Genomic DNA, 24425 nt, shown 5'->3' with positions numbered 1-24425 from the left:
GAACGCCCCCATGACCCTTGCCACAGCCGGCGATCCCGGACTCGCCGCCTTCGGCTCCAGCCTGACCGCCATCACCCTGGCCGAGCTGGGCGACAAGACCTTCTTCATGGCCCTGATCCTGGCGGCACGCCATCGCCCCCGCTGGGTGTTCGTCGGGGCCTTCGCGGCGCTCAGTCTGGTCACCCTGTTGTCCCTGGGCATGGGGTACGGCCTCAGGGAGTTGCTGCCCCAGACCGTTGTTCCCTGGCTGGCGGCGGCCCTGTTCCTCGGGTTCGGCGTCAAACTTCTGGTGGATGCCGCCGGCCTGCCCGCCGATGCGGCCAAGGGGGAGGCCCAGGAGGCCGAGGCGGCGATCGACGCGGCCGAGAGCGATGGCAGCATCCGCGGTCCGGGCGCCGTGATCTGGGAGGCCTTCGTGCTGGTGTTTCTGGCCGAACTGGGGGATCGCACCCAGTTCGCCACCATTTTTCTGGCGGCGGCACCGGCTTTCACCTTCGCCGGCCTGCTGGCCGGCACCCTGCTGGGCCATGCCCTGGTGACCTGGCTGGCGGTGGGTGCGGGCCAGTGGATCGGCGGCAGGATCAGCGAGCGGGTGCTCTACCGCCTCAGCGGTGGCCTGTTCCTGGCCTTCGGCCTGCTGTCGCTCTGGCAGGCGATCGGCTAGAGCCCCTCAGCGGCTGGCGGGCTGCTGCAGATCCCAGCGGAACAGGCCCCGCAGGGTGGGCCTCTGGAACGGTCCCTCCTCCATCGTCGGGGTGAAATCCACCCGTTCGTTCACGGGGACCGTCAGCGGACGCGACGGGGGGCCAACGGCCGGCAGCGTTTTGGCCCCAGCCGTTGGCGCCGGGCCGCTGGGATCGGCGTAGCGGGTGCGGATGCCTGGACGGCCCAGGATCTCCGCGCCGGAGCGGACGGCTGGCTGGGGCGGCCGCTCCGGCGAGATCGGTGGCGGTGGCGGTGGTGGGGCCTGCGCGAGGTCCCCAACGAGGACGATCAGCCCACCCACCAGCCAGGCCTGGCACGACATGGCCTCCCGCTCGTTGTGATGCAGAGATGGTAAGGGCGGCGGATCCCTTTCCCGATGCAGGAAAGCCGGCTAACGGATTTGAACCGATGGCCTTCGCTTTACAAAAGCGCTGCTCTACCACTGAGCTAAGCCGGCGACGGGCCCTTGGCCCGGCCCAGCCTATCCCTGGGCCAGGGCCCAGAGCAGCAGCTGGGTGCGGCTGCGGCAGCCGGTCTTGGCCAGCAGGTGGGAGACGTGGCATTCCACCGTGCGCGGGCTCAGCACCAGCTGGGCGGCGATGTGGCGGTTGCTGTCGCCCCGGCGCAGCAGATCGAGCACCCGTTGTTCGGCCGGGGTGATGGCCACCGGGAAAGGTTCCGACAAGGCCTGCCGTCGCTGCACTGCCTGCAGCGTTCCCGCCGGCCGTCGCCCGGTCTGTGCCGTCTCAATCGGGATCGGCGCCGGAGGGGTCCTCAGTCGGTTCGCTGGACAGGGGAACGGCCAGCTCCTGCGGGGCTTCGGGGTCGGGGGCCTGGGCCATGCCCACGGCGGCGGCCGCCGCCACCAGGGCCGGCAGGGGCCGGGCCCGCTTGATCGGCAGGTTGGCCACCAGGGCGGTGACCCGGTCCTCGGTCTCGAGGCTCACATCGCCTTCCTCGATGTCGATCTCCACGTAGCGCTGCACCACCTCGAGGATTTCGCGCCGCATCTGCTCGAGCAGTTCGGGATTGAGATCACTGCGGTCGTGGGCCAACACCAGCTGCAGCCGCTCCTTGGCCATGGTGCCGCTGGGTTTCTGGCGCCCCAGCAACCGTTGGATGAAATCGAACAGCGTCATGGTGCTCAGAAGAGACCGGTGGTTTTGCGGATCTTGTTCATCAGCCGGGCGCGCAGGCCCCTGCGGGCCTTGGAGGGATCCTCCAGGGGGATCTCCTCGCCCCGCAGGCGCCGGGCGATGTTCTGGTAGGCCTTCGCGGCGGGGGATCCGTTGCCGTTGAGGGTGAGCGGTTCGCCCCGGTTGGTCGACACGATCACCTGCTCGTCCTCCACCACCAGGCCCACCAGGGGCAGCGCCAGGATGTCGGTGACGTCGTCGACCCCGAGCATCTCCTGGCTGGCCATCATCCGGGGACGCACCCGGTTGAGCACCAGCTGCACCGGTGCCACTCCGCGGGTGTTGAGCAGGCCGATCACCCGGTCGGCATCCCGCACCGCGGACACTTCCGGGGTGGTGATCACGATTGCCTCGCGGGCGGCGGCGGCGGCGTTCTTGAAGCCGTCTTCGATCCCGGCCGGGCAATCGATCAGAACGTAGTCAGCCCGCTCGGCCACCATGGCGACGATGCGCTGCATGTCCTCGGGGGTGAGCCACTCGAGCATGCGGGGGTTGCCGGCGGGCAGCAGGGCCAGATTGGGCTCCTGCTTGTGTTTCACCAAGGCCTGTTCCAGCCGGCAGGTTTCGGCCAGCACCTCCTGGGCGGTGTAGACGATCCGGTTCTCCAGGCCGAGCAGCAGATCGAGATTGCGCAGGCCGAAATCGGCATCGAGCACGACGGTGCGCTCGCCCAGCCGGGCCAGGGCGATCCCCAGGTTGGCGGTGAGGGTCGTCTTGCCGACGCCCCCCTTGCCGGAGCAGATGAGGATGATGCGGGCGGGTGCTGACGTCACGGCGTCCACGGGCGTCGCGGCAGGTTAATCCCATCGGGCAGGGCGGCTGGGCCAAGGCCAGCAACTGCCGCTAGAAAGGCCCATTCCCCCCTGCGCGCCTCGATGACCTCCGCCCCCCACCGGCCCCAGCGGCTGCTGGTGATGCCCGACGACGGCGTGGAGGCCGTCGTCGCCCTGATCGAGGAGGCCTCCGAACAACTTCTCCTAAAGCAGTTCAAGCTCCAGTCGGAGGCGGTGGAAGACGCCCTGCGGCGCGCCCAGGAGCGGGGGGTGCAGGTGCGGGTGATGCTCAACCCCCACACCTCCGGCGGCGACCGCTGGAACGACGAGGCCTTCACCCGGCTGCAGTCCTGGGGCATCGAAACCGCCTGGACCAGCGAGTCCTTTCCCGTCACCCACGAGAAATCGATGGTGGTCGACCGGCACACCGCCCTGGTGGCCACCTTCAACCTGGCCGACAAGTACTTCACCGAAACCCGCGACTACGGGGTGCTCACCTACAACCCCGCCGTGGTGGCCCAGGTGATCGCCGGCTTCGAAGCCGACTGGCAGCGCGTCTTCTTCCAGCCCGATCTCGGCGTGGGGCTGGTGTGGAGCAGCGCCCACAGCCGCGGTCAGATGGCCCGCATCGTCGATGCCTCCACCCGCACCCTCTGGATCCAGCACCCCAAGTTCGTTGATGCGGTGATCCTGGAGCGGATCATCAGCGCCCGGGAGCGGGGCGTGAAGGTGCGGGTGCTGTGCGGCGGCAAGCACGGCATCAGCGACTGGGACATCTACGACACCTTTTCCTCGTTGCGCGTGATGGAGCGCTTCGGCGTCAAGGTGCGGCGCCAGCAGCGGCCCAAGCTGCACGCCAAGCTGATCCTGGTGGATGGGGCCTTCGCCCAGACCGGCTCGATGAACATCGACCGCAGCGCCTTCGACCTGCGCCGGGAGCTGGGCATCGAAAGCGATGCTCCCGAAGTGGTGGCGCGGCTCAAGGAGACGTTCCAGATCGACTGGCAGGCCGCCTCCAAGTACCACGCCCCCGATCCCCTCGATCCCAGCTTCCACGAGGAAGGGGAACTGCCGCCGGATCCCCATTTCGTGCATGACTGACGCTTCCGAGCTCCCCCCGACGGCCCCCGCCCCCGGGCTGCGGCAGCTGTTCACCGGCATGCTCATGGTGGCCCTCTCCGCCTTCGGCGGCGGCCTTTCGGCCTGGAGCCAGCGGATCATCGTCGAGCAGCGCCGCTGGATGAGCAACGAGGAGTTCCTCACCGGCCTCACCGTGGCCCGGCTCTTCCCCGGCCCCAACCAGATCAACATGGCCGTCTACGTCGGCACCTTCTTCCGCGGCCTGCCCGGAGCCCTGGCGGCCCTGGCGGGCATGTTGCTGGTGCCGTTCACCCTGCTGATGGGGGTGGGGCTGCTGTACTTCCAGTTCCATTCCCTGCCTCAGCTGAATCGGGTGCTGGCGGGGGTGGTGGCGGCGGCGGCCGGGATGGCCCTGTCGATGGGCTTCAAAATCCTTGATCAGTACTGGAAGGATCCGGTGGCCCTGCTGCTGGCGGCGGTCACCTTCGTACTGATGGCGTTCTTCCATGTGCGCCTGGTGCCCTTGGTGCTGGTGGCCGGCCCCCTGGCGATGGCCTGGTACTGGCCGCGGCCGTCCCATCCCAGGCCCCTCGCCGGAGAGCCACGCTGATGCCGCCCCTGCTGCTGGCGGCCGCCGCCGAGGCGGCCAGTTGCACCCCCGTGCGGCTCAACGACCTGGGCCACCTGCTGCAGGTGATGGGTACGTTTCTGGGCCTGTCGCTGTTTTCCCTGGGGGGCGGCAACACCCTGCTGGCCGAGTACCACCACCTCAGCGTCGATCAGTACTGCTGGCTGCGGCCCGCCCAGTTCGCCGACATCTACGCCCTGGCCGAAGCGGCCCCGGGCCCCAGCTCCATGATCGTGGGGTTGCTCGGCATGGGGGCCGGCTGGCCCGAGGGCCCCGGCTGGGCCTTGCTCAGCGCCTATGGCGCCGAGATCGCCATCCTGCTGCCCTCCACCCTGCTGATGGTGGTGGCCTGCCTCAGCTGGAACCGGCTGCGCGACTCCCCCTGGCGTGTGGCTTTTGAGCGGGGACTCGGCCCCATCACCCTGGGCATCCTGTTCGCCGTGGGGGTGAAGATCCTCCAGACCGCCGACACCAACGCCGCCGGGATCGGTGTGTCCCTGCTGGTGTGTGTGCTGATGCTGCGCACACGGATCTCGCCGTTGTGGTTCATGGCCGTGGCCGGTGGCCTGGGAGCCTTCGGCCTGATCAACCGCTGAAGTCCGGCGCCGCCGGATCGATGCGGATCTCCCCGTCCACCAGCAGGGCCTGCTCGGCCAGCCCTGGCGGCGGCAGACCCTCCGGCCCCCGGGCCACCATGTCGGCGATGCGCAACTGCAGGGGCCGCAGTTGCAGGGCGACGATGCGGGCGTTGCGGTCGCCGGCCACGCCGGCATGGGCGATGCCCCGCAACCGCCCCCACACCAGAACATTGCCGGCGGCACTGATGCGGGCGCCGGGGTTCACATCTCCCAGCAGCAGCACCGAACCCTCCGCCTGCAGATGGTCGCCGGAGCGCAGGGTGCCGCGATGCACCAGCAGATCGCCGGCCACGGCTGCTCCGGCTGGCGATGGCGGTTGCGGCACCGCCAGATCGATCTCGAGTCCGAGGGCCGCGGCGGCCACCAGCGTCTCCGGGTGGTCACCTGCGACACGAATCAGGTCGAGCTGCAGGGGGGCCAGCAGTTCCTGCAGCTGCCGCAGCTCCGGCAGGCGCAGGTGCCAGCGGCCCGCCTCCAGCACCACCGTGCCCGCCCGGGGGTGGCGGCTGCCGAGGGCGTAGCGCACTTCCTCCAGGGCACTGGCGGAGCCCTGCTGCACCGGCAGCCGCAGCAGGTGCGGCTGCCGGTCGTCGACGGCCTGGATCAGTGCGGCGGCCACGACGGTGTCCGGGGGTGCAGCGAACCTAGAGGCCCTGGTGGCCCCTGTCCTCCTGTCGCCGCACCGCCAGGGCCGCGCGCAGGTCGTCGCTCACCTGGGCCGGGTGGATCAGCCAGGCCATGTCGACCGTCTGGCAGAGGCTGGCCACCAGGGGCGAGCGCTGCTCGAGGGCCTGCAGCCGCAGGCCATCCCAGAGCCGCAGGCCCCCGGCGTAGGGGTGATACCCCCGGCTCTGGCGTTGCTGCAGGGCGCAGCAACCTTCCGCCACCAGGCCGGCCCGTTCGCACAGCTGCCGCGCCACCGCCAGCAGCTCGATCCGGCCGGCCGTGGGGAGATCGCTCACGTCCGTGGCCTTGGGCAGGCGCCGCTCCAGCAGCCGCCCGCAGGGATCGGCCAGTTCCGGGGGGGCCTCCTCGCGCCAGCGCACCAGGTGGTAGCCGGTGCGGACGTCGTCGTTGGCCAGGTAACTGTCGAGATCGAGCCGATCCCGATCCCAGAGCCAGCGGGCCATGGTGGGATCGGCCCACACCACGGCGGGTCCGAGCCGGCGGGCCACGGCGATCACCTGGTTCAGCAGCCAGTTGCAGACGATGTTGAGCCGGTGGTTGTAGACGCTCCGGTACATCAGGTGGCGCACAACCAGATAGTGCTCCACCGCCATCAGGCCGCGGGGATGCAGGGCCAGATCACCGTCGGGCGCCAGGGTGAGGCTGGCGAGGATCCGCTCCAGGTCGAGCTGGCCGTAGCGGGTGCCGGTGCTGTAGCTGTCGCGCAGCAGATAGTCGAGCCGGTCGCAGTCGAGCTGGCTGCTGATCAGCGCTTTGATCGCCCGGCAGGGGTGCTGGCCGTGCTCCAGCAGGTCGGCCACCAGGGCGGCCCGGCCGGGGGCATCGGCGTCAAGGCGGTCGCGCAGGGCGGGATGGTCGCGGATCAGCCGGCCCGACCAGACCTCATGCTGCACGCCGAACATCTCCTCGCCCGAGTGGCTGAGGGGTCCGTGGCCCACGTCGTGCAGCAGGGCGGCGGCATAGAGGACACCCCGGTGCTGGGCCAGGGAGGGATCGAGCCGCTCCAGCTGCTGCAGGGCCAGCCGCGCCACCGCCAGCACCCCCAGGGAATGGGTGAAGCGGCTGGATTCCGCTCCATGGAAGGTGAGAAAGGCCGGCCCCAGCTGGCGGATGCGCCGCAGCCGCTGGAACGGCGCCGTGTCGATCAGATCGATCGCCAGCGCTTCGGCGGGGTCCTGGCGATCGAGGCGGATCGCCCCGTGCAGCGGATCGTGGTAGGTGCGCTGGCTCATGGCACCAGGCCTGGGGCCGCCAGTTCAGCCACCAGCAGCGTGGCGGCGGCCTGCCGCCAGGTGTCCCCGTCCCCGTCCGGCTCCAGGGGCTCGGGCTGGGGCAGCAGCACGTCCGGCTCGATGCCCTGGTTCTGGATGTCGCGGCCGCTGGGGGTGAGGTAGCGGGCCACGGTCACCGCCAGACCGCTGCCGTCACTGAGGTTGATCAGGGTCTGGATCAGTCCCTTGCCGAAGGTGCGGCTGCCGGCCAGGCGGGAGCGGCCACTGTCCTGCAGGGCACCGGCCAGGATCTCGCTGGCGCTGGCGGTGCCGGCGTTGACGAGGGTGAGCATGGGGCCGCCATAGAGACAGCCGGGGGTCGCCTGTTGCCGGGCGGCGATGCCGCCCCGGTCCTGGGTTTCCACGATCGGCTCCCCGTCGAGCAGCCCATCGGCCACCGCCAGCCCGGCGGCCACCAGCCCCCCCGAGTTGTTGCGCAGATCGAGGATCAGTCCTTCGATCGGCCCGCTGCCCCCGGCGGCGGTCAGCTCGGCCAGGGCGGAGCGCACCTGCTGGGGCACCGGTTCGCTGAACTGGGTGATCCGCAGGTAGCCCAGGGTGTGCCCGTCGCTCTGCAGCCGATGGCTGCGCACCGGTTGCAGATCCACCTCGCGGCGGTCGAGCAGCACCTCCGTGGGTTGGCCCGCTGGGGCGCGAAGGGCCAGGAGCACGTCGCTGCCGGCGGGGCCCCGCAGGCGGGCGGCGGTACCCTCCAGCCCCAGCACCTCGGCGGGGATGCCGTCCACCTTCAGGATCTCGGTGCCGGAGACGATCCCCGCGTCGGCGGCGGGGGAGGCATCGAGGGGGGCGATCACGACGATCCGCTGATCCCCCGCCCGCAGTCCCAGCTGCAGCCCCACCCCGGTCACGCGGCCCTGGGTGTTGGAGCGCAGGGTGGCGTACTCCTCCGGGCGCAGCATCCGGGTGTAGGGGTCGCCGATCGGCGCCAGCATGGTCTCGATGGCGTCGTAGGCCTGCACCGAGCTGGCGATCGGCGTCTCGAGGGCTTTCTGGCGCAGGTGCCGCCATTGCACCGCCTCCAGCTGGGCGGGATCGACGTAGCTCTGGTTCACCAGCCGCCAGGCCTCCACCACCAGTTGCTGGGCATCGCTGAGGGCCAGCGCCGGGGCGGGGAGCCACAGCTGCAGGCACAGGCCCGTCACCAGGAGGAGCTGCAGGAGCGGGACACGGCCCGGCAGCCCTGTTGCAAAGCATTGAGCCGGGATGGACCGGCGGCCCGGGTCTCTCACAGGGGGGTCAGCACGATCGGTAGACTCTCGCAACCCAAGCCCCACGCTGCATGGCGAACTCGTCTCCTGGCGCCAAGTCGTCCCCGATCTATGACTGGTTTGAGGAGCGCCTCGAAATCCAGGCGATTGCCGACGATATCTCCGCCAAGTACGTCCCGCCCCACGTCAACATCTTTTATTGCCTGGGCGGCATCACGCTGGTGTGCTTCCTGATCCAGTTCGCGACCGGCTTCGCGATGACCTTCTACTACAAGCCCACGGTGGTGGAGGCCTACACCTCGGTCCAGTACCTGATGACTGACGTCAGCTTCGGCTGGCTGATCCGTTCGGTGCACCGCTGGAGCGCCAGCATGATGGTCCTGATGCTGATCCTGCACGTGTTCCGCGTGTATCTCACCGGCGGCTTCAAGCGTCCCCGCGAGCTCACCTGGGTCACCGGCGTGACCATGGCCGTGATCACCGTGTCCTTCGGCGTCACCGGCTACTCCCTCCCTTGGGATCAGGTCGGGTACTGGGCCGTCAAGATCGTCAGCGGTGTTCCAGCTGCCGTCCCCGTGGTGGGCGACTTCATGGTCGAGCTGCTCCGCGGCGGTGAAAGCGTGGGCCAGTCCACCCTCACCCGCTTCTACAGCCTCCACACCTTCGTGCTGCCCTGGCTGCTGGCGGTGTTCATGCTCATCCACTTCCTGATGATCCGTAAGCAGGGCATCTCCGGCCCGCTCTGAACCCCGTTCTTCCACTTAGCCTTCCCCCACTGGTCACCAGCGCTGCGAGCTCCCCACCATGCACATCCTCAAGAAGCCTGACCTCACCGATCCCAAGCTGCGGGCCAAGCTGGCCAAGGGCATGGGCCACAACTATTACGGCGAGCCGGCCTGGCCCAACGACCTCCTCTACATCTTCCCGGTGGTGATCCTGGGAACCCTGGCTTGCCTGGTCGGGCTGGCCGTTCTGGATCCGGCGATGCTGGGTGACCGGGCCGATCCCTTCGCCACTCCGCTCGAGATCCTTCCCGAGTGGTACCTCTACCCGGTGTTCCAGATCCTCCGGGTCGTCCCCAACAAGCTTCTTGGCATCGCCCTCCAGACGATGATCCCCCTGGGCCTGATGCTGATCCCCTTCATCGAGAGCTTCAACAAGTTCCAGAACCCGTTCCGCCGTCCCGTCGCCATGGGCGCCTTCCTGTTCGGCACCGTGTTCACCATCTACCTCGGCATCGGCGCCTGCCTGCCGATCGACAAGTCCCTCACCCTGGGTCTGTTCTGAAGCCAACCGGGGCCTTGGTCCCGAATCAACCTTCCCTTGAGCCGCGAGTGATCGCGGCTTTTTTGTGTTCTGGCTGTCCGTGCGGGTCCAGGGGCCAGCAGCAGCCCTGCAGACCCCACGGGCCGAAGGACGTACATAGCGAGAGCACGGCCCACAGGCCTCTGGGTGCCCTTCCACGGGCTCGGCTGGCAGGAAAGGGGGGCCCAGCGAGGCCCGCCTGCCGCCAGAGGAACGCTGCAAGCCCCTTGGCCAGGTCTGCGACGTGCCCATGTCCCAGACGCTCCGTGCTGGTTCCAGCTGCTGCGTGGGCCCTGTGCTGCTCAGGCGGCAACGGTGGCCAGGGGCGGATCCGCAGGTCATCGCGCTGCAGCGTCGGTGCAGGTGATATGATTTTGGACTGCGCCCCAGAGAGCGAGAGCTCGAGCGGGGAGCAGGCTTACGGGATCGAGAGGCGCGAGCCGACGGTGTTGTAAGTTTTCTGAGTCGCCGGGAGGCGACGCGCCGCGAGAGCCCCGGAAGGGGTGGAGCGGTTGAACCTGGACAACCAAAAAAGTTTAGGAACTGACGCTTCCACTGCGTCGGTTGCGACTGGCGAGGAGGTGTGAATGCGGGAGACCGTAGGCGACCGAATCAAAAGAGCCTGTGTCCATCGCTACGGCGAGGGGGAGAGGAGTCCTTGAGAGAGGAGGCAACGGACGAAGAGCGGTGGAGGTGTGAGGTCCCGTCAAAAGAAACAAGCGACGGGTTGAAGCAACCAAGGAGTACCAGGGCGTTCTCACGACGCGCTGGTGCTTGGAGCGGCGTCATCTTGAAAAGGATGGAAGGCCCTTTGGCTGGTCAACCGGTTGCGAACCGGATCTGAGATTCGGGAAAGTCACTGGAAGCAAGCGAGTGAACTGTCCGATGGATGGTGAGCCTGGGAGCTGACATGTGCACTCTTTGAACCCAGCGTGAAAGCGATGGTGGCCCTGATGTTCTTGTAGACGCCAGTCTGCAGGGATAGCACGAGGCAAATCTAACTGAGGGTAGCGAGAGTTATCCAAGAGGGTTGGATCTACAACGGAGAGTTTGATCCTGGCTCAGGATGAACGCTGGCGGCGTGCTTAACACATGCAAGTCGAACGAGCCTTCGGGCTAGTGGCGGACGGGTGAGTAACGCGTGGGAATCTGCCCTCAGGAGGGGGATAACGGCCGGAAACGGCCGCTAATACCCCATATGCCGAGAGGTGAAATGAATTTCGCCTGAGGATGAGCCCGCGTCTGATTAGCTAGTTGGTGGGGTAATGGCCCACCAAGGCGACGATCAGTAGCTGGTCTGAGAGGATGATCAGCCACACTGGGACTGAGACACGGCCCAGACTCCTACGGGAGGCAGCAGTGGGGAATTTTCCGCAATGGGCGAAAGCCTGACGGAGCAACGCCGCGTGAGGGATGAAGGCCTCTGGGCTGTAAACCTCTTTTCTCAAGGAAGAAGACATGACGGTACTTGAGGAATAAGCCACGGCTAATTCCGTGCCAGCAGCCGCGGTAATACGGGAGTGGCAAGCGTTATCCGGAATTATTGGGCGTAAAGCGTCCGCAGGCGGCCTTGTAAGTCTGTCGTTAAAGCGTGGAGCTTAACTCCATTTCAGCGATGGAAACTACAAGGCTTGAGTGTGGTAGGGGCAGAGGGAATTCCCGGTGTAGCGGTGAAATGCGTAGATATCGGGAAGAACACCAGTGGCGAAGGCGCTCTGCTGGGCCATAACTGACGCTCATGGACGAAAGCCAGGGGAGCGAAAGGGATTAGATACCCCTGTAGTCCTGGCCGTAAACGATGAACACTAGGTGTCGGGGGAATCGACCCCCTCGGTGTCGTAGCTAACGCGTTAAGTGTTCCGCCTGGGGAGTACGCACGCAAGTGTGAAACTCAAAGGAATTGACGGGGGCCCGCACAAGCGGTGGAGTATGTGGTTTAATTCGATGCAACGCGAAGAACCTTACCAGGGTTTGACATCCTGCGAATCCCTTGGAAACGAGGGAGTGCCTTCGGGAGCGCAGAGACAGGTGGTGCATGGCTGTCGTCAGCTCGTGTCGTGAGATGTTGGGTTAAGTCCCGCAACGAGCGCAACCCACGTCTTTAGTTGCCAGCATTTAGTTGGGCACTCTAGAGAGACCGCCGGTGATAAACCGGAGGAAGGTGTGGATGACGTCAAGTCATCATGCCCCTTACATCCTGGGCTACACACGTACTACAATGCTACGGACAAAGGGTCGCAAGCTCGCGAGAGTTAGCTAATCCCATAAACCGTGGCTCAGTTCAGATCGTAGGCTGCAACTCGCCTACGTGAAGGAGGAATCGCTAGTAATCGCAGGTCAGCATACTGCGGTGAATACGTTCCCGGGCCTTGTACACACCGCCCGTCACACCATGGAAGTTGGCCATGCCCGAAGTCGTTACTCCAACCCTTGTGGAGGAGGACGCCGAAGGTGGGGCTGATGACTGGGGTGAAGTCGTAACAAGGTAGCCGTACCGGAAGGTGCGGCTGGATCACCTCCTAACAGGGAGACACAACTGATCGTGATGTCTGAGCGCCGACCAAGCGAAAGTTTGGGGAGCACATTTGTCTCAGGCCACGGTCCTGTCATCTCGAAGGTCGATCGGTACCTCAAGGTGAGCCATCAAAGCCAAGGAGAAAACCAGAGAGCTCGAAAGAGCAGGAAGGCTAACTCTAAGGATGTTGTGATGGACTCGTTTTCAGTTCCTAAACTTTGTCTAGGTCACCCCACCAAGGGTTTCCCCATTTTGCCAAGATTCAAAGCTCGAAAGAGTTAGGAATTGAGGGAAGTGGTAAGAAGCTTGTGTCGAAGTGATTAATCCTGGGCCATTAGCTCAGGTGGTTAGAGCGCACCCCTGATAAGGGTGAGGTCCCTGGTTCAAGTCCAGGATGGCCCATTCGTGTTTGGGGGTTTAGCTCAGTTGGTAGAGCGCCTGCTTTGCAAGCAGGATGTCAGCGGTTCGAGTCCGCTAACCTCCATCCAACCAAGTGAAGACCACCAGCAGGAAGCGGCAACAGGATGCCTTTCGATGGGTGAGGTGACAAGACATGTTCAGCTGAGGACTCCAGCCTCCTTTCATTCCCAATGGATGAACTGCTAGTGATAGTAGATTTTATCGATGGTGGTTGAAAGGAAGCTGGACTCGCTGATTTTAGCGCGAGCCAAAAATCAGTGACTCTAGCAAAGAACCTTGACAACTGCATAGGTGAGTCTGGATAAAGAAAGCATCTCATAGATGCCCAGACGGACGCGAACTTTACTTGGTACTGCCAAGTGAAGTGAAAGTCTGGCTGGGAGATTCTTGAGTTTAGAGCCGAGAGCTTCCAGCGTCTTTTCTTTCCGCCGAGGAGAGAAGAGTTTGATTCTGCCTTTCAAACCATCGAAGCCTGAGAGAGATCGGGAAACCGAAAGATCAAAGGAGTAGAGAAGTGAAAGCAGAAGAATGGGTCTCAACAACCCTGAACGTTGGGAGTGTTAATTGGTCAAGCTACAAAGGGCTCACGGTGGATACCTTGGCACACAGAGGCGATGAAGGACGTGGTTACCTGCGAAAAGTCTCGGGGAGCTGGAAACACGCTTTGATCCGGGAATCTCCGAATGGGGCAACCCCTAGAACGGCCACCTGAATCCATAGGGTGGCGCGAGCCAACCCAGCGAACTGAAACATCTTAGTAGCTGGAGGAAAGGAAAGTAAAAACGACTCCCTAAGTAGCGGCGAGCGAACGGGGAAGAGCCTAAACCGATGGTTTCGACCATCGGGGTTGTGGGACAGCAACGTGGACCAGGGACGTTAGTGGAAGCGTTTGAAAGGCGCGCCATAGAGGGTGAAAGCCCCGTACGCGAAAACGAAACTGGCCTAGCTGTATCCCGAGTAGCACGGAGCACGTGAAATTCCGTGTGAATCCGCGAGGACCACCTCGTAAGGCTAAGTACTCCTGTGTGACCGATAGCGAAACAGTACCGCGAGGGAAAGGTGAAAAGAACCCCGGGAGGGGAGTGAAACAGAACATGAAACCGTGAGCTTACAAGCAATGGGAGTCCTACTCATAGGATGACCGTGTGCCTGTTGAAGAATGAGCCGGCGACTTATAGGCACTGGCAGGTTAAACCGGAAATGGTGGAGCCATAGCGAAAGCGAGTCTGAATAGGGCGTTGGTCAGTGTTTATAGACCCGAACCCGGGTGATCTAACCATGGCCAGGATGAAGCTTGGGTGATACCAAGTGGAGGTCCGAACCGACTGATGTTGAAAAATCAGCGGATGAGCTGTGGTTAGGGGTGAAATGCCAATCGAACCCGGAGCTAGCTGGTTCTCCCCGAAATACGTTGAGGCGTAGCGTCTGGTGCTATAGCAGGGGGGTAAAGCGACTGTTTCGGTGCGGGCTGCGAGAGCGGTACCAAATCGTGACAAACTCTGAATACCCTGTGTGAAACCAGGCAGTCAGACTGTGGGGGATAAGCTCCATGGTCGAAAGGGAAACAGCCCAGACCGCCAGCTAAGGTCCCCAAATGACTACTCAGTGATAAAGGAGGTGGGATTGCCCAGACAACCAGGAGGTTTGCCTAGAAGCAGCCATCCTCAAAGGAGTGCGTAATAGCTCACTGGTCGAGCGATCCTGCGCCGAAAATGAACGGGGCTAAGTAGTCTACCGAAGCTGCGGATTTAACTTGTTAAATGGTAGGGGAGCGTTCCATGTGGGGCGAAGCGTTAGCGTAAGCGGGCGTGGACTGCATGGAAGTGAGAATGTCGGCTTGAGTAGCGAAAACATGGGTGAGAATCCCATGCCCCGAAACCCTAAGGGTTCCTCCGGCAGGCTCGTCCGCGGAGGGTTAGTCAGGACCTAAGGCGAGGCCGAAAGGCGTAGTCGATGGACAACAGGTCAACATTCCTGTACCTGTCATGTTTTGGGAAGGGGGACGGAGAAGGCTAGCCCAGCCAGAAGTTGGTTACTGGTTCAAGCGTTCGAGGCGTTGAGAAGTGGCGAAAACACTTTGAGCTGAGGCGTGAGTACGAGCTGCTACGGCAGCGAAGTGGGTGACGTCAAGCTTCCAAGAAAAGCCCTATACCCGTTAAGGCATGACGGCCTGTACCCGAAACCGACACAGGTGGGGTGGTAGAGAATACCGAGGGGCGCGAGGTAACTCTCTCTAAGGAACTCGGCAAAATGGCCCCGTAACTTCGGGAGAAGGGGTGCCACCGCAAGGTGGTCGCAGTGAAGAGGCCCAGGCGACTGTTTACCAAAAACACAGGTCTCCGCTAAGTCGCAAGACGATGTATGGGGGCTGACGCCTGCCCAGTGCCGGAAGGTTAAGGAAGCTGGTCAGCGTAAGCGAAGCTAGCGACTGAAGCCCCGGTGAACGGCGGCCGTAACTATAACGGTCCTAAGGTAGCGAAATTCCTTGTCGGGTAAGTTCCGACCCGCACGAAAGGCGTAACGATCTGGGCGCTGTCTCGGAGAGAGGCTCGGCGAAATAGAATTGTCTGTGAAGATGCGGACTACGTGCACCCGGACAGAAAGACCCTATGAAGCTTTACTGTAGCTTGGTATTGTGCCCGGGCTCTGAATGCGCAGGATAGGTGGGAGGCTTTGATCCATTGCTTGTGGGTGATGGTGAGCCAACGGTGAGATACCACTCTTTCAGAGCTAGGGTTCTAACGGTCACCCGTCATCCGGGGACCGGACAGTATCAGGTGGGCAGTTTGACTGGGGCGGTCGCCTCCTAAAAGGTAACGGAGGCGCGCAAAGGTTTGCTCAGGCTGGTTGGAAATCAGCCGACGAGTGTAAAAGCAGAAGCAAGCTTGACTGTGAGACCTACAAGTCGAACAGGGACGAAAGTCGGCTTTAGTGATCCGACGGTTCTGAGTGGAAGGGCCGTCGCTCAACGGATAAAAGTTACTCTAGGGATAACAGGCTGATCTCCCCCAAGAGTTCACATCGACGGGGAGGTTTGGCACCTCGATGTCGGCTCATCGCAACCTGGGGCTGAAGTCGGTCCCAAGGGTTGGGCTGTTCGCCCATTAAAGCGGTACGCGAGCTGGGTTCAGAACGTCGTGAGACAGTTCGGTCCATATCCGGTGCATGCGCAGGAATATTGAGAGGATTTCTCCCTAGTACGAGAGGACCGGGAGGAACGCACCTCTGGTGTGCCAGTTATCGTGCCAACGGTAAACGCTGGGTAGCCATGTGCGGAGAGGATAACCGCTGAAAGCATCTAAGTGGGAAGCCCACCTCAAGATGAGTATTCCCATGGCGTTAGCCAGTAAGGTCACGGGAAGAACACCCGTTGATAGGCTCTACGTGGAAGCCGGGTAACCGGTGAAGCGGAGGAGTACTAATAGACCGAGGGCTTGACCAACATCTGGTTCTAAGCCGGCCATTGCCGAAAGCAAGTTTCGAAAGGAGCTTGTTGGTAGGGAGTGGCGGAATGACTTCTTTATCCAGAGGAGTGATGGCGTCAGCTGTTGCTCTAACCTATGCAGTTCTCAGGGTTCAACCCTTGTTCTCAACAGTTGTTGCGGGTAAGGGAAACCTATCCTGGTGTCCATGGCGCTGTGGAACCACACCGATCCATCTCGAACTCGGTTGTGAAACGCAGCAGCGGCGACGATAGTTGGGGGGTAGCCCCCTGCAAAAATAGCTCGATGCCAGGTAAAACTTCCGCTCCATCGTCGCGACCCATCGCGATGTGAGCCACCAGCTCCACATGGAGTTGAAGGAAAAGCCACCCGAGGAGGGTGGCTTTTCTGTTGGTCGGTTGTTTTGCGGCCGGCTGCTGGTGCTTTTTCGGGAGCAGCGGACCGGGGCAGAATGCATTGGCGTATCTGCTCGACACTCTTGACGTTGATCCTGCCGTGAGCTGGCGTCGCCGCTTCCGCCCTATCTGGAAGGCCTATGCCCTGTGGCTGCGCGCGGATTGTGTCGATCTCAGTGCGGCCTTTGCCTACCACACCCTCCAGTCCTTTTTCCCGGCCCTGTTGATCGCGCTCTCGGTCGCCTCCAGGCTCCTCGGCCGCGACATGGAGCGCGTCGACCGGCTGCTCGTCTACGTGGCCCAGGTGCTGCCAGCCTCCTCCCTTCCGGACGTGGAGGCCACCCTGCGGCGTTTCACCAATCAGGGTTTTGGCGCTGGTCTCCTCGGCTTGGTGCTTCTCGCCCTCAATGCCAGCAACATCTATCTGACGCTCCAGCGCGGCGCTGATCGGCTCTGGTGGAACCGGCCCTTTGGACTCGACAACCTGCGCTGGCAGCAGCACGTGGCCCGATTCCTGACCCTACGCCTGAAAGCCCTGTCGCTCATCCTGTTCGTTGGGGTTCTGATCGTCGTAGACCAACTCTTCAGCACCGTGCGGCTGTTCGGTTCGAGTGGGTTCCAGGACCAGCTGAAGGCCTATCTGCCCAAGCCTTTGCTCTTGCTCAGTTCCCTTTCTTTTGGCCTGGATCTGCTCCTTTCCCTGTTGATCAGCTTCGCGGCCACCCTGGTTTTTCTCTGGTTGCTGCCATCGCGCCGCATTCCCTTCCGCCCCTTGATTCCTGGCGCTCTGCTGGTCAGCATCAGTCTCACCCTGTCCAACCTGCTCCTGGGCAGGATCCTGATCGCCCTTGGCTGGCGCTTCCAGGCCTACGGGGTGGTGGGTGCCGTGTTGCTGCTGACGCTCTGGGTCTGGTTGGTGGGGGTGGTTCTGTATTTCGGCCAGTGTTTCAGTGTGGTGCTTTCCGGCGGTGCCGCTGGGGGGCCATCGACACCTCTGCCGCGCTGAGGACGGACTTGTTTCGCGTCAGGATGGAAGTCGCTTCGACGTACCGAACCTTGGCCAAGCTTTCCCTCCGGATACCGCCATTGCCGGCCAGCCTGGCGCTTGTCTGCATGGCCGTGGGTGCGGTTGTGGTGATCGGCCTGACCACCCTGGCGATGGTTCCCCTGTTGCTGGGTCTTGGCCTGCTGGCCGCCTGGCTGGTGGCGGCCCTGCTGCTGGGTTGGGCCGGCCTTGAAGGTCTGGCGGCCTTGGAGCGGTGGATCGAGAATGACCCGCGCTTCCAGCGTTGATGGAGCGCCGCATTCCCTGGCTCTGGATCGGTGTGGCGGCCGCCCTGCTGCTGGTGCCCACCTCGGCGGGCAGGATCCTGCTGGATGTGATCGGGGGGCTCACCCTCACGCTGCTGTTTCTGCCGCTGCTGCTGGCAGGGGTGGGCCTGATCGGCTGGCAGGTGCTCCGCCGCCGGCTGCGTACCTGTCCGAACTGTGGCTTCACCAGCCTAGGCAGCGAGGCTTGCCCCGCCTGCGGCAGCGCGTTTGAGGTTGTTGATGCGTCTGGAACGGCGCCCAGCGCCACGTCCGGAACGTTCTTCTGGGGATCCCCTGCCGATGGGGAGATCGACGCCCGCGACGTCACGATCAATGTGGATGCCGTCGATCTGGAGGCCTCCGGCTCCGCCGATGGTGCCATCAGGGAAAGCGAAACCACCTGAGGGATCGGCTCATCCGTTGCTGACGGGACTCTCCTGGTCAAGGCGGGAGAGCTCAAGCAGCCGGCGTTCGCGCAGATGCAGGAACAGGGGCGCGCCGAAGGCAAAGGCGATCGTGACGCAGCTGAGCAGCACCCAGCCCAGTCCCCGCATGCCCAGCCTGCGGCTTTCGCGCACCATCCAGATGGTGACAGCCGTGGCCCCGATCGCCAGATCGCTGGACAGGGAACGGGCCGCCGGGTTGGCATTGGCCTGGCGAATGAACAGACCCAGATCAAAGGTCGCTCCTGCCGACCGGATGAAGTCCAGATTGGCCAGCCAGGGCAGAATGGCTCCTGCCACGGCCAGGGCCAGATAAAGCCAGGAGACCCAGTTCAGCCCGCCAGGGACTTGCGGCGTGACGCGTGCTGCTTGGCTCATGGGGCGTAGGGCGTCGGCGCCCGTTCCGGCTGGGTGGGATCCCATTGCATCACCTGCTGTTCCACCTGCTGCAGCACCGACTCGCAGCGTTCGGCGTAGGTCAGGGCCCTGCGATACAGATCGGCCATGGACTCCACATCCAGTTCTTCGTCCTGCAGCTGGGCCAGACAGAGTTCGAGGGCCGTCTGGGAGTCGCGGAAGCTCAGTTCCTGGGCCACGCTCGCGGGTTCGGAGGGGTCCTGGGGAGGGGGGGTGGATCTGGTGCTGGGCTTGGCCATGGGTTGGGTGCGCGGTGGAAAAGCGGACAGAGATTCAGCGGGCTGGGGCGGGGCTCTTGCCGGGGGATGCGTCAGGGGGGGCAGCGGCTGGTTCGCTCGTCTGCACCCGCAGGGCCACCCGGCCATCCGCCAGCTCGGCGAAGACCGCATCGCCTGGCCGCAGCTGAACAACGGAACGCAGCAGGCGTCCGTCGCGATCCCGCAGCAGGCTGAAGCCCCTGGCGAGCAGGTGCGCCGGAGACAGGGCCCGCAGCAGCTGCCGTTGCTGGGCCAGCCAGTGCTGCCGTTGCTCCAGCAGACGGCTCGGATGCAGCTTCTGCAGCTGCTCCTGCCGTGTGCTCAGCCGTTGCCGGGCTGAAGCGATGCGCAGAGAGAGCGTGCGCTGCAGGTGGTCACGTTCCTGGGCCAGGGAGCGGAGCACCTGGCTGCGTTCCGGCAGCACGGCGACGAGGGCGGCCGTCGGTGTGGCGGCCCGGTAGTCGGCCACCAGGTCGGCGATCGTGACGTCATCCTCGTGGCCGATCCCGCAGATCACGGGCAACGGCGCCGCCGCCAGGCAGCGGGCCAGCTGCTCGCCGTCGAAGACGGCCAGATCCTCCCGGCTGCCACCGCCGCGGGCCAGCACCAAGGCTTCGATGCCGAGGCTGGCGGCCTGACGGCAGACGCTCTCAATGGCAGTGGCGATCTGGGATTCCACGTTCCCCTGGACCGGGATCGGCACCACCAGCAGGTCCGTGGCGGGCCAGCGTTCGCGGGCCGTGCGCAGCATGTCGGCCAGGGCGGCGCTGGGCACGCTGGTGAGCAGGGCGATACGGCGGGGCCAGGGCGGCAGCGCTCGCTTGCGTTCAGGGTCGAACAGTCCTTCCGGCTCCAGCCGGCTGCGCACCTGTTCGAACTGACGCAGAACGGTGGTCAGGCTGGGACGCACATCCAGCACCTGCACGGTGAGGCTGGCCCGGGCGGCCCAGAAGTTGAGCTTGCCCACCACCACCACCCCATCACCTTCCTGGGGAAGGAAGCTGAGCTTCTGCAACTGGGAGGACCAGATCACCCCCTGGATGCTGGCCTGTCCGTCGAGCAGGCTCAGCCAGAGATGGCCCTTCTTCTGCTGGGGACGGCCCACGGTGGCCTCGAGCAGGAAGCGGGGTGCGAACCCCCTCTCGAGCAGGGTGCCGATGGCCTGGTTGAGCTCGGCGACCGTGAACCGGGGAATGCCGTCCTGCTGGCGGTGAGACGCGGTGCTGCCAGGGACCGTGAGCATGGAATCAGTGCTGGAGCTTGCGATAACAGAGCCACCAGTAGAGGCTCAGCAGGCCCGCCACCAGGGCAATGGCCCGTCCGATGGGATGGTCGAGCCGGATCAAGCCGGCCCCGGTGATCACCAAGGCGCTGCTCAGCAGCCTGGAGCCGTCGCGGCGGTTGCCGACATAGAAGCGGGAAACGGCAGCGGTCGGTGCCATCGGAGGGCGCAAGCCTGGAAGCCACCCAACCTAGGACCGCAACCGGGGTCATGAAAAAGCCGCCGGTGGGACCGGCGGCCAACGTCACGGATGCGATTCAAGGGTTGGCGGATTGCCTGGCTGGCCGGCCTTCAGCCGAGGCCAACCTGAGCCAGAATACCTTGGCCGGTGAGAATTTCGGTCGCCAGGCCGATCACGAAGCCCATCATGGCCAGGCGGCCATTCCAGGTTTCGGCGAAGTTGACAAAACCGAAGCGGGGTTGGGAAGCGTCAGACATGGAAGGAACCCTCGGAAGAAACCCCACTGTAACGAAACATGGAGGGTTCTTGACAGTGCCCAGGACTACAAACTCGGGGGTGGGTTGCACGGTTGACAGTCGTGCCCAGGGGTGGGCTTGAAGATGATTCCGGTCTGCGGCCCTGGCCGGGGTTCCCTCTGGGGGCCTGGGACAGAGGAGCAGCGCCGTGCGCCCCGGGCCCACTTCCAGCAGCACCTCAAGGCGCCGCTACCCGGGGCGACCGAGCTGGTGCTGGTCACCGATCTCGATGGAACCCTGCTGGAGGGGAGCCTCCCGACCCGCCGTCGCCTCTACGGCTGGCTGGGTTCCCAGCGCCACCGGATCCTGCAGGTCTTCAGCACGGGACGGGACATGCGTTCCGTCGCCCGGCTGCTGGCTGAGGAGGCCGTCCTGGGCCTCCATCCCCCCCACCTGGTGATCGGTGATGTGGGTTGCACGGTGGCCTGCGGTGCCTCGCTCACCCCCTCGCCCCTGGCGCTGGAGCCGATCGAGGCCCTCTGGCGCGGACGGGCGGCACAGGTGCTGCCCCTGCTGGCGGGGCTCCCGGGTCTCTCCGCCGAGCCCCTCAGCAGCGATCGGCGCCTGGCCTACGCCATCGACCCCCGCCGGCTCGATCGCAGCCGATTGCCGGCGATCGAGGCCCATGGGGTGGATTGCCTTGTCTCAGGCGACAAGTACCTCGACGTGCTGCCGGCCGGTGTCAACAAGGGCAGCACCCTGCTGGGGTTGCTGGAGTGGCTGGAGCTGGATCCCGCCCTGGTGGTCACGGCGGGGGATTCCCTCAACGATCTGGCCATGTTCGAAACGGGGCTTCAGAGCGTGATGGTGGGCAATGCCGAGCCCGGCCTGGTGCGCGCCCTGCCGGGCCTGCGTCGCACCTACCGCGCCCGCAGCCATGGCGGCGCGGGCATCCTCGAGGGTCTGCGCCATTTCGGCTTCGGCCATCTGTTGGCCGGTCTGGTCTGAAGGGCCTGGCCTGAGGAGGCCTCATCTGAGCAGACCTCGTCTGAGCAGACCAGCTGGATCAACGCTCGGTGGGCTGGTCGCCGCGCCCCTCCCGCGCCAGGGCGGCCTTGGTACGGGCGCTGGCGATGCCCTGGCGGGGATCCTCGGGCCAGGGGTGTCGGGGGTAACGGCCGCGCAGCTCCCGGCGCACCTCGGCGTAGCCCTGGCTCCAGAAGCCGGCCAGGTCGCTGGTGACCGCCGCCGGGCGTCCCGCCGGGGAGAGCAGCTCGACCCTCACCGCCAGCCGGCCGTCCAGCACCGTCGGCCCTTCGAGGCAGCCGAACATCTCCTGCAGTTTCACCGCCAGCACCGGGGTGCCGCTGCCGTAATCCAACGGAACCCGGCGGCCGGAGGGGACCGGCTGGCTCAGGGGCAACAGCCGCTCCAGCTCCCGACGCAGGGACCAGTCAAGATCGCCCCAGAGGATCTCGGGCAAATCCAGCCGCTGCAGATCCTGAAGTCTGTTCAGGCCGCCCAGGTGGGGCCCCAGCCACGAAGCCGGATCCTGCTGCAGCCGCTCCGGTGAACGGTCGGGCCAGGGCGCCCCCAGGTGGTGGTGGGCCAGCATCAGACGCTGCTGCAGCTGGCGACTGGTGCGGCACCAGGGCAGCACCTCCAACCCCAGACTTTCCAGACCCTCCAACAGCGCCCGCTCCACCAGCTCCCCAGTGGCTTTGGGCCAGGGGCGACGCTCCAGCACAAGGGCCCCGGCGCGCCGCAGCCGTTCGCAGCGCACCCGCTGGTCGTTGCCATCCCAGCGGGCTTCGGTGCACTCCTCGACCCCGTCGGCCAGCAGCTCCTCCAGCCCCTGACGGGACAGGGCCACCGCCAGCCGCACCCGGGCCTCCTGGCCCTGGCCGTCGACACTGGCGATCGCCAGGGCTTCGGCGCCGGCGAGGGGGTCTCCCGGGGGCAGAACGGCGCCGCGACCGCTGTGCATCAGAAAGCGCCCATCCCCCCGGCCCCGGCCCAGGGCCAGCCGTTCCGGGTAGGCCCAGCCCAGCAGCTGGGCGGCCCGAGCGTCCTCGGAGCCGGAGGAGATGGGCGCCGACTCCTGTGGGGCCTGTCGGTCCGTGAGCTGGCGCAGCAGCTGGGACTGGAGGTCTCGCCAGGGACGCCGGGCGCCACTGCGACGCAGCCAGTCGAGGCGCCGCATCAGATCGCTGCCCGCCTCGCGGCGATCGAGCGGATCCCGTTCGCTCAGCAGTACGGCCACGGCACTGGCCAGGGACTCCCAGCCCCGTTCCCTGGCCCGCAACAGCATGTGTGCCAGGCGTGGATGGACCCCCAGCCGGGCCATCGCCCGCCCATGGTCGGTGATGCGCCCGTCGTCATTGGTGGCCCCCAGCTGACGCAGCAGGCTGCGGGCCTCTGCGAGGGAACGCCTGGGGGGCGCGGTGATCCAGGGCAACGTGTCGTCCGCCGCCCCACCCCATTCCGCCAGCTGCAGGGCGATCGGCAGAGGATCGACCTCGAGCAGTTCCGGGGGGTCGAAGGGGGGGCGCCGCTGCTGTTCCGCCGGGGACCAGAGCCGCAGGCAGTGGCCGGGTCCGAGCCGGCCGGCCCGGCCGCGGCGCTGCTCGGCACTGGCCTGGCTGGCGGGCTGGGTGACCAGGCCGTCCATACCCGTGGCCGGATCGAAGCGACTCAGGCGGCTCAGGCCGCTGTCGATCACCAGGGTCACCCCTGCGATCGTGAGCGAGCTCTCCGCCACCGCCGTGGCCAGCACCACCTTGCCAGCTGCCTGGTGGGTCGCCGCGATGGCCCGGCCCTGGGCCGCCAGCGGCAGCTGGCCATGCAGCAGAACGGCGTCGACCTCGGCCCCCCAGGCGGTGGCTTCGATGGCCCGGCGCGTCGTCTCCAGCTCCCCGAGGCCCGGCAGGAAGACCAGCACGGTGCCCCGGGGCTGGGGCTGTTCCAGCCAGTGGCTTTCGAGGGCACGGAGCACCTGGCGCTCCAGCCGCTCCTCCTGCCGCGGCGGTTGGTAGGCGACCGTGACCGGATGGCTGCGGCCCTCGCAGCTGATCACGCTGGCCCCATCCAGCTCGGCGGCCAAAGGTTCCAGATCGAGGGTGGCCGACATCACCAGCAGCCGCAGCTCCGGGCGGAGCAGGCTGCGGGCCTGACGCACCAGGGCCAGGGCCAGATCCACCTCGGCCTGGCGCTCATGGAATTCGTCGAAGATCACGCAGGCCACGCCTTCGAGGGCCGGATCGGCCTGGAGCCGGCGCAGGAACAGACCGGCCGTGACCACCTCCAGACGGGTGGCCGCCGAGGTGCGCGATTCCAACCGCACGCTGTACCCCACCCGGCCGCCGAGGGGTTCACCGAGGTTGGCCGCCAGGCGCTCGGCGGCGGAGCGGGCCGCCAGCCGCCGCGGCTCCAGCATCAGGAGGCGGCCTTCGGTGCCGAAGGCTTCGAGCAGGGCCAGGGGGACCCGGGTGGTCTTGCCGGCGCCGGGTTCGGCCTGGAGCAGCAGGGTGGCTCCGGGGCCGAGGGCAGCGGTGACGGCCGCGAGGCGGTCGTCAATCGGCAGGGGCGGGTTCAGCGCACGTGGCGGAGGCCATCCACCGGGTGATAGGCCTCACCGGTGGTTTCTTCGTAAACGATGGCTGGCAGGCCGGTTTCGAACATGGTCTGCAGGGCCTCTTTCAGATAAGGATTCCAGCCGCCGGTGGTCACCTTGCCGTGACGCACCGTCCAGTCCCAGGTGCCCTGGAGATCGCGGGGAATGCGGCCTTCCCGGTCGCGCCGGGCTACCAGGTCCTGGGATTCGACGATGCCCACAAGAATCGGGTCTTTCCCGTAGGACGGCGTGATGCTGAGCTCGAGCCGGATCGGATCGTCCTTCACCATCTTGAGGCGAAAACGAGGTGGCAATTTCAGTGCCCCGAGCACGGCCGCCACGATTCGTGTTCTCTGATCCACCATCGATCTCCGCCTTTGAGCGCGTTCACCTCAGGGAG

General features: G+C 65.3%; 24 protein-coding genes, 3 tRNA genes and 3 rRNA genes. 15 read left to right on the top strand and 15 right to left on the bottom strand.

From position 1 onward, the window contains the following. The first annotated feature begins 10 nt into the window (after nt 1-10). The gene (locus tag VB739_RS02205; RefSeq protein ID WP_323355506.1) at nt 11-664 is read left to right on the top strand and encodes a TMEM165/GDT1 family protein; all 654 of its coding nucleotides are present in this window, start codon (nt 11-13) and stop codon (nt 662-664) included. Between the two features lie 6 nt (nt 665-670). On the opposite strand, the gene VB739_RS02200 is transcribed toward VB739_RS02205, so the two are convergent. The 5 genes from VB739_RS02200 to minD form a co-directional block, all read right to left on the bottom strand. Then, complete coding sequence (locus VB739_RS02200) at nt 671-1027, bottom strand: hypothetical protein (protein ID WP_323355505.1); 357 nt, start codon at nt 1025-1027, stop codon at nt 671-673. Nucleotides 1028-1090: 63 nt separating this feature from the next. Continuing rightward, nucleotides 1091-1162, bottom strand: a tRNA-Thr gene (locus tag VB739_RS02195). Nucleotides 1163-1186: 24 nt separating this feature from the next. After that, nucleotides 1187-1390, bottom strand: coding sequence for a helix-turn-helix transcriptional regulator (locus VB739_RS02190; protein ID WP_323355504.1), 204 nt, complete (start codon nt 1388-1390; stop codon nt 1187-1189). A gap of 61 nt (nt 1391-1451) precedes the next feature. Further along, the gene (gene minE, locus VB739_RS02185) at nt 1452-1844 is read right to left on the bottom strand and encodes a cell division topological specificity factor MinE (RefSeq protein ID WP_323355503.1); all 393 of its coding nucleotides are present in this window, start codon (nt 1842-1844) and stop codon (nt 1452-1454) included. Nucleotides 1845-1849: 5 nt separating this feature from the next. Continuing rightward, a complete protein-coding gene (minD, locus tag VB739_RS02180; protein ID WP_416233287.1) occupies nt 1850-2683 on the bottom strand; it encodes a septum site-determining protein MinD in 834 nt (277 codons plus the stop codon). Nucleotides 2684-2776: 93 nt separating this feature from the next. On the opposite strand from minD, the gene VB739_RS02175 reads away from it, so the two are divergent. Genes VB739_RS02175 through VB739_RS02165 form a run of 3 tightly spaced genes read left to right on the top strand, consistent with a single transcriptional unit; the run spans nt 2777 to nt 4978 of the window. Then, a complete protein-coding gene (locus tag VB739_RS02175) occupies nt 2777-3775 on the top strand; it encodes a phospholipase D-like domain-containing protein (RefSeq protein WP_323355501.1) in 999 nt (332 codons plus the stop codon). Continuing rightward, a complete protein-coding gene (locus VB739_RS02170; protein ID WP_323355500.1) occupies nt 3768-4364 on the top strand; it encodes a chromate transporter in 597 nt (198 codons plus the stop codon). Before VB739_RS02175 ends, VB739_RS02170 begins: the two co-directional genes overlap by 8 nt. Then, nucleotides 4364-4978 (top strand): chromate transporter, encoded by a 615-nt coding sequence (locus VB739_RS02165; RefSeq protein WP_323355499.1) that lies wholly within the window; start codon nt 4364-4366, stop codon nt 4976-4978. Before VB739_RS02170 ends, VB739_RS02165 begins: the two co-directional genes overlap by 1 nt. Here the strand turns inward: VB739_RS02165 and minC are convergent. From minC to ctpZ, 3 genes are read right to left on the bottom strand one after another with little or no spacing between them, the layout of a single operon-like run. Further along, nucleotides 4968-5639: a septum site-determining protein MinC gene (gene minC / locus VB739_RS02160; RefSeq protein WP_323355498.1), complete on the bottom strand. Its 672-nt coding sequence runs from the start codon at nt 5637-5639 to the stop codon at nt 4968-4970. The two genes, VB739_RS02165 and minC, sit on opposite strands and share 11 nt — an antisense overlap. A 25-nt stretch (nt 5640-5664) precedes the next feature. Then, the gene (locus tag VB739_RS02155; protein ID WP_323355497.1) at nt 5665-6939 is read right to left on the bottom strand and encodes an HD domain-containing protein; all 1275 of its coding nucleotides are present in this window, start codon (nt 6937-6939) and stop codon (nt 5665-5667) included. Then, entirely contained in the window at nt 6936-8177 is a 1242-nt protein-coding gene (ctpZ, locus tag VB739_RS02150) for a carboxyl-terminal processing protease CtpZ (RefSeq protein ID WP_416233289.1), read from the bottom strand. The genes VB739_RS02155 and ctpZ overlap by 4 nt, the downstream gene beginning before the upstream one ends. 101 nt (nt 8178-8278) lie before the next feature. Between ctpZ and petB the strand changes: the two genes are divergently transcribed. The 10 genes from petB (at nt 8279) to VB739_RS02100 (ending at nt 18000) form a co-directional block, all read left to right on the top strand. Then, the gene (petB, locus tag VB739_RS02145; protein WP_259723960.1) at nt 8279-8953 is read left to right on the top strand and encodes a cytochrome b6; all 675 of its coding nucleotides are present in this window, start codon (nt 8279-8281) and stop codon (nt 8951-8953) included. Between the two features lie 58 nt (nt 8954-9011). Continuing rightward, nucleotides 9012-9494: a cytochrome b6-f complex subunit IV gene (petD, locus tag VB739_RS02140; RefSeq protein WP_254952944.1), complete on the top strand. Its 483-nt coding sequence runs from the start codon at nt 9012-9014 to the stop codon at nt 9492-9494. A gap of 1056 nt (nt 9495-10550) precedes the next feature. Further along, nucleotides 10551-12035: ribosomal RNA gene (locus tag VB739_RS02135) — 16S ribosomal RNA — on the top strand. A 320-nt stretch (nt 12036-12355) separates the two neighbouring features. Continuing rightward, nucleotides 12356-12429, top strand: a tRNA-Ile gene (locus VB739_RS02130). A 9-nt stretch (nt 12430-12438) separates the two neighbouring features. Further along, nucleotides 12439-12511: transfer RNA gene (locus VB739_RS02125), tRNA-Ala, on the top strand. 502 nt (nt 12512-13013) lie between these two features. Beyond that, nucleotides 13014-15889 (top strand): 23S ribosomal RNA (locus tag VB739_RS02120). Between the two features lie 178 nt (nt 15890-16067). Further along, a 5S ribosomal RNA gene (gene rrf / locus VB739_RS02115) occupies nt 16068-16184 on the top strand. The 16S, 23S and 5S rRNA genes sit together here with 2 tRNA genes alongside, the layout of an rRNA operon. Before the next feature lie 201 nt (nt 16185-16385). Then, nucleotides 16386-17291 (top strand): YhjD/YihY/BrkB family envelope integrity protein, encoded by a 906-nt coding sequence (locus VB739_RS02110; protein WP_323355495.1) that lies wholly within the window; start codon nt 16386-16388, stop codon nt 17289-17291. Between the two features lie 50 nt (nt 17292-17341). Beyond that, nucleotides 17342-17578, top strand: coding sequence for a glypican (locus VB739_RS02105; RefSeq protein ID WP_323355494.1), 237 nt, complete (start codon nt 17342-17344; stop codon nt 17576-17578). Further along, complete coding sequence (locus tag VB739_RS02100) at nt 17578-18000, top strand: hypothetical protein (RefSeq protein WP_323355493.1); 423 nt, start codon at nt 17578-17580, stop codon at nt 17998-18000. The genes VB739_RS02105 and VB739_RS02100 overlap by 1 nt, the downstream gene beginning before the upstream one ends. Nucleotides 18001-18009: 9 nt before the next feature. Here the strand turns inward: VB739_RS02100 and VB739_RS02095 are convergent, their stop codons facing one another. The 5 genes from VB739_RS02095 to VB739_RS02075 form a co-directional block, all read right to left on the bottom strand. Further along, nucleotides 18010-18417, bottom strand: coding sequence for a DUF2834 domain-containing protein (locus tag VB739_RS02095; RefSeq protein ID WP_323355492.1), 408 nt, complete (start codon nt 18415-18417; stop codon nt 18010-18012). Beyond that, nucleotides 18414-18695 carry an exodeoxyribonuclease VII small subunit gene (gene xseB / locus VB739_RS02090; protein ID WP_323355491.1) on the bottom strand — a complete coding sequence of 94 codons (282 nt, stop codon included), beginning with the start codon at nt 18693-18695 and terminating at the stop codon, nt 18414-18416. Before xseB ends, VB739_RS02095 begins: the two co-directional genes overlap by 4 nt. Before the next feature lie 34 nt (nt 18696-18729). Further along, on the bottom strand, nt 18730-19956 hold the full coding sequence (xseA, locus tag VB739_RS02085) for an exodeoxyribonuclease VII large subunit (RefSeq protein WP_323355490.1): 1227 nt from the start codon (nt 19954-19956) through the stop codon (nt 18730-18732). Between the two features lie 4 nt (nt 19957-19960). Continuing rightward, nucleotides 19961-20155: a hypothetical protein gene (locus tag VB739_RS02080; protein WP_323355489.1), complete on the bottom strand. Its 195-nt coding sequence runs from the start codon at nt 20153-20155 to the stop codon at nt 19961-19963. Between the two features lie 131 nt (nt 20156-20286). Further along, nucleotides 20287-20433, bottom strand: coding sequence for a chlorophyll a/b-binding protein (locus VB739_RS02075; RefSeq protein WP_015109196.1), 147 nt, complete (start codon nt 20431-20433; stop codon nt 20287-20289). Between the two features lie 123 nt (nt 20434-20556). Between VB739_RS02075 and VB739_RS02070 the strand changes: the two genes are divergently transcribed. Further along, nucleotides 20557-21420, top strand: coding sequence for an HAD family hydrolase (locus VB739_RS02070; RefSeq protein ID WP_323355551.1), 864 nt, complete (start codon nt 20557-20559; stop codon nt 21418-21420). Between the two features lie 58 nt (nt 21421-21478). On the opposite strand, the gene hrpB is transcribed toward VB739_RS02070, so the two are convergent. Together hrpB and VB739_RS02060 are read right to left on the bottom strand one after the other, a co-directional pair. Continuing rightward, on the bottom strand, nt 21479-24007 hold the full coding sequence (gene hrpB, locus VB739_RS02065) for an ATP-dependent helicase HrpB (RefSeq protein WP_416233288.1): 2529 nt from the start codon (nt 24005-24007) through the stop codon (nt 21479-21481). After that, a complete protein-coding gene (locus VB739_RS02060) occupies nt 24004-24387 on the bottom strand; it encodes a hypothetical protein (RefSeq protein WP_216909205.1) in 384 nt (127 codons plus the stop codon). Before VB739_RS02060 ends, hrpB begins: the two co-directional genes overlap by 4 nt. Nucleotides 24388-24425 lie beyond the last annotated feature (38 nt).

Origin of the sequence: Cyanobium gracile UHCC 0281 (assembly GCF_034931305.1) — a bacterium.
GTDB lineage: Bacteria > Cyanobacteriota > Cyanobacteriia > PCC-6307 > Cyanobiaceae > Cyanobium > Cyanobium gracile_A.
This window is presented reverse-complemented; position numbering and strand designations above follow the sequence as displayed.

Excerpts from the sequence above, each read along its gene's own strand:
- VB739_RS02205 (WP_323355506.1), top strand. The coding sequence starts at position 11 with ATGACCCTTGCCACAGCCGGCGATCCCGGACTCGCCGCCTTCGGCTCC.
- VB739_RS02200 (WP_323355505.1), bottom strand. The coding sequence starts at position 1,027 with ATGTCGTGCCAGGCCTGGCTGGTGGGTGGGCTGATCGTCCTCGTTGGG.
- minE (WP_323355503.1), bottom strand. The coding sequence starts at position 1,844 with ATGACGCTGTTCGATTTCATCCAACGGTTGCTGGGGCGCCAGAAACCC.
- VB739_RS02175 (WP_323355501.1), top strand. The coding sequence starts at position 2,777 with ATGACCTCCGCCCCCCACCGGCCCCAGCGGCTGCTGGTGATGCCCGAC.
- VB739_RS02170 (WP_323355500.1), top strand. The coding sequence starts at position 3,768 with ATGACTGACGCTTCCGAGCTCCCCCCGACGGCCCCCGCCCCCGGGCTG.
- VB739_RS02165 (WP_323355499.1), top strand. The coding sequence starts at position 4,364 with ATGCCGCCCCTGCTGCTGGCGGCCGCCGCCGAGGCGGCCAGTTGCACC.
- VB739_RS02155 (WP_323355497.1), bottom strand. The coding sequence starts at position 6,939 with ATGAGCCAGCGCACCTACCACGATCCGCTGCACGGGGCGATCCGCCTC.
- petB (WP_259723960.1), top strand. The coding sequence starts at position 8,279 with ATGGCGAACTCGTCTCCTGGCGCCAAGTCGTCCCCGATCTATGACTGG.
- petD (WP_254952944.1), top strand. The coding sequence starts at position 9,012 with ATGCACATCCTCAAGAAGCCTGACCTCACCGATCCCAAGCTGCGGGCC.
- VB739_RS02100 (WP_323355493.1), top strand. The coding sequence starts at position 17,578 with ATGGAGCGCCGCATTCCCTGGCTCTGGATCGGTGTGGCGGCCGCCCTG.
- VB739_RS02095 (WP_323355492.1), bottom strand. The coding sequence starts at position 18,417 with ATGAGCCAAGCAGCACGCGTCACGCCGCAAGTCCCTGGCGGGCTGAAC.
- xseB (WP_323355491.1), bottom strand. The coding sequence starts at position 18,695 with ATGGCCAAGCCCAGCACCAGATCCACCCCCCCTCCCCAGGACCCCTCC.
- xseA (WP_323355490.1), bottom strand. The coding sequence starts at position 19,956 with ATGCTCACGGTCCCTGGCAGCACCGCGTCTCACCGCCAGCAGGACGGC.
- VB739_RS02080 (WP_323355489.1), bottom strand. The coding sequence starts at position 20,155 with ATGGCACCGACCGCTGCCGTTTCCCGCTTCTATGTCGGCAACCGCCGC.
- VB739_RS02075 (WP_015109196.1), bottom strand. The coding sequence starts at position 20,433 with ATGTCTGACGCTTCCCAACCCCGCTTCGGTTTTGTCAACTTCGCCGAA.
- VB739_RS02070 (WP_323355551.1), top strand. The coding sequence starts at position 20,557 with ATGATTCCGGTCTGCGGCCCTGGCCGGGGTTCCCTCTGGGGGCCTGGG.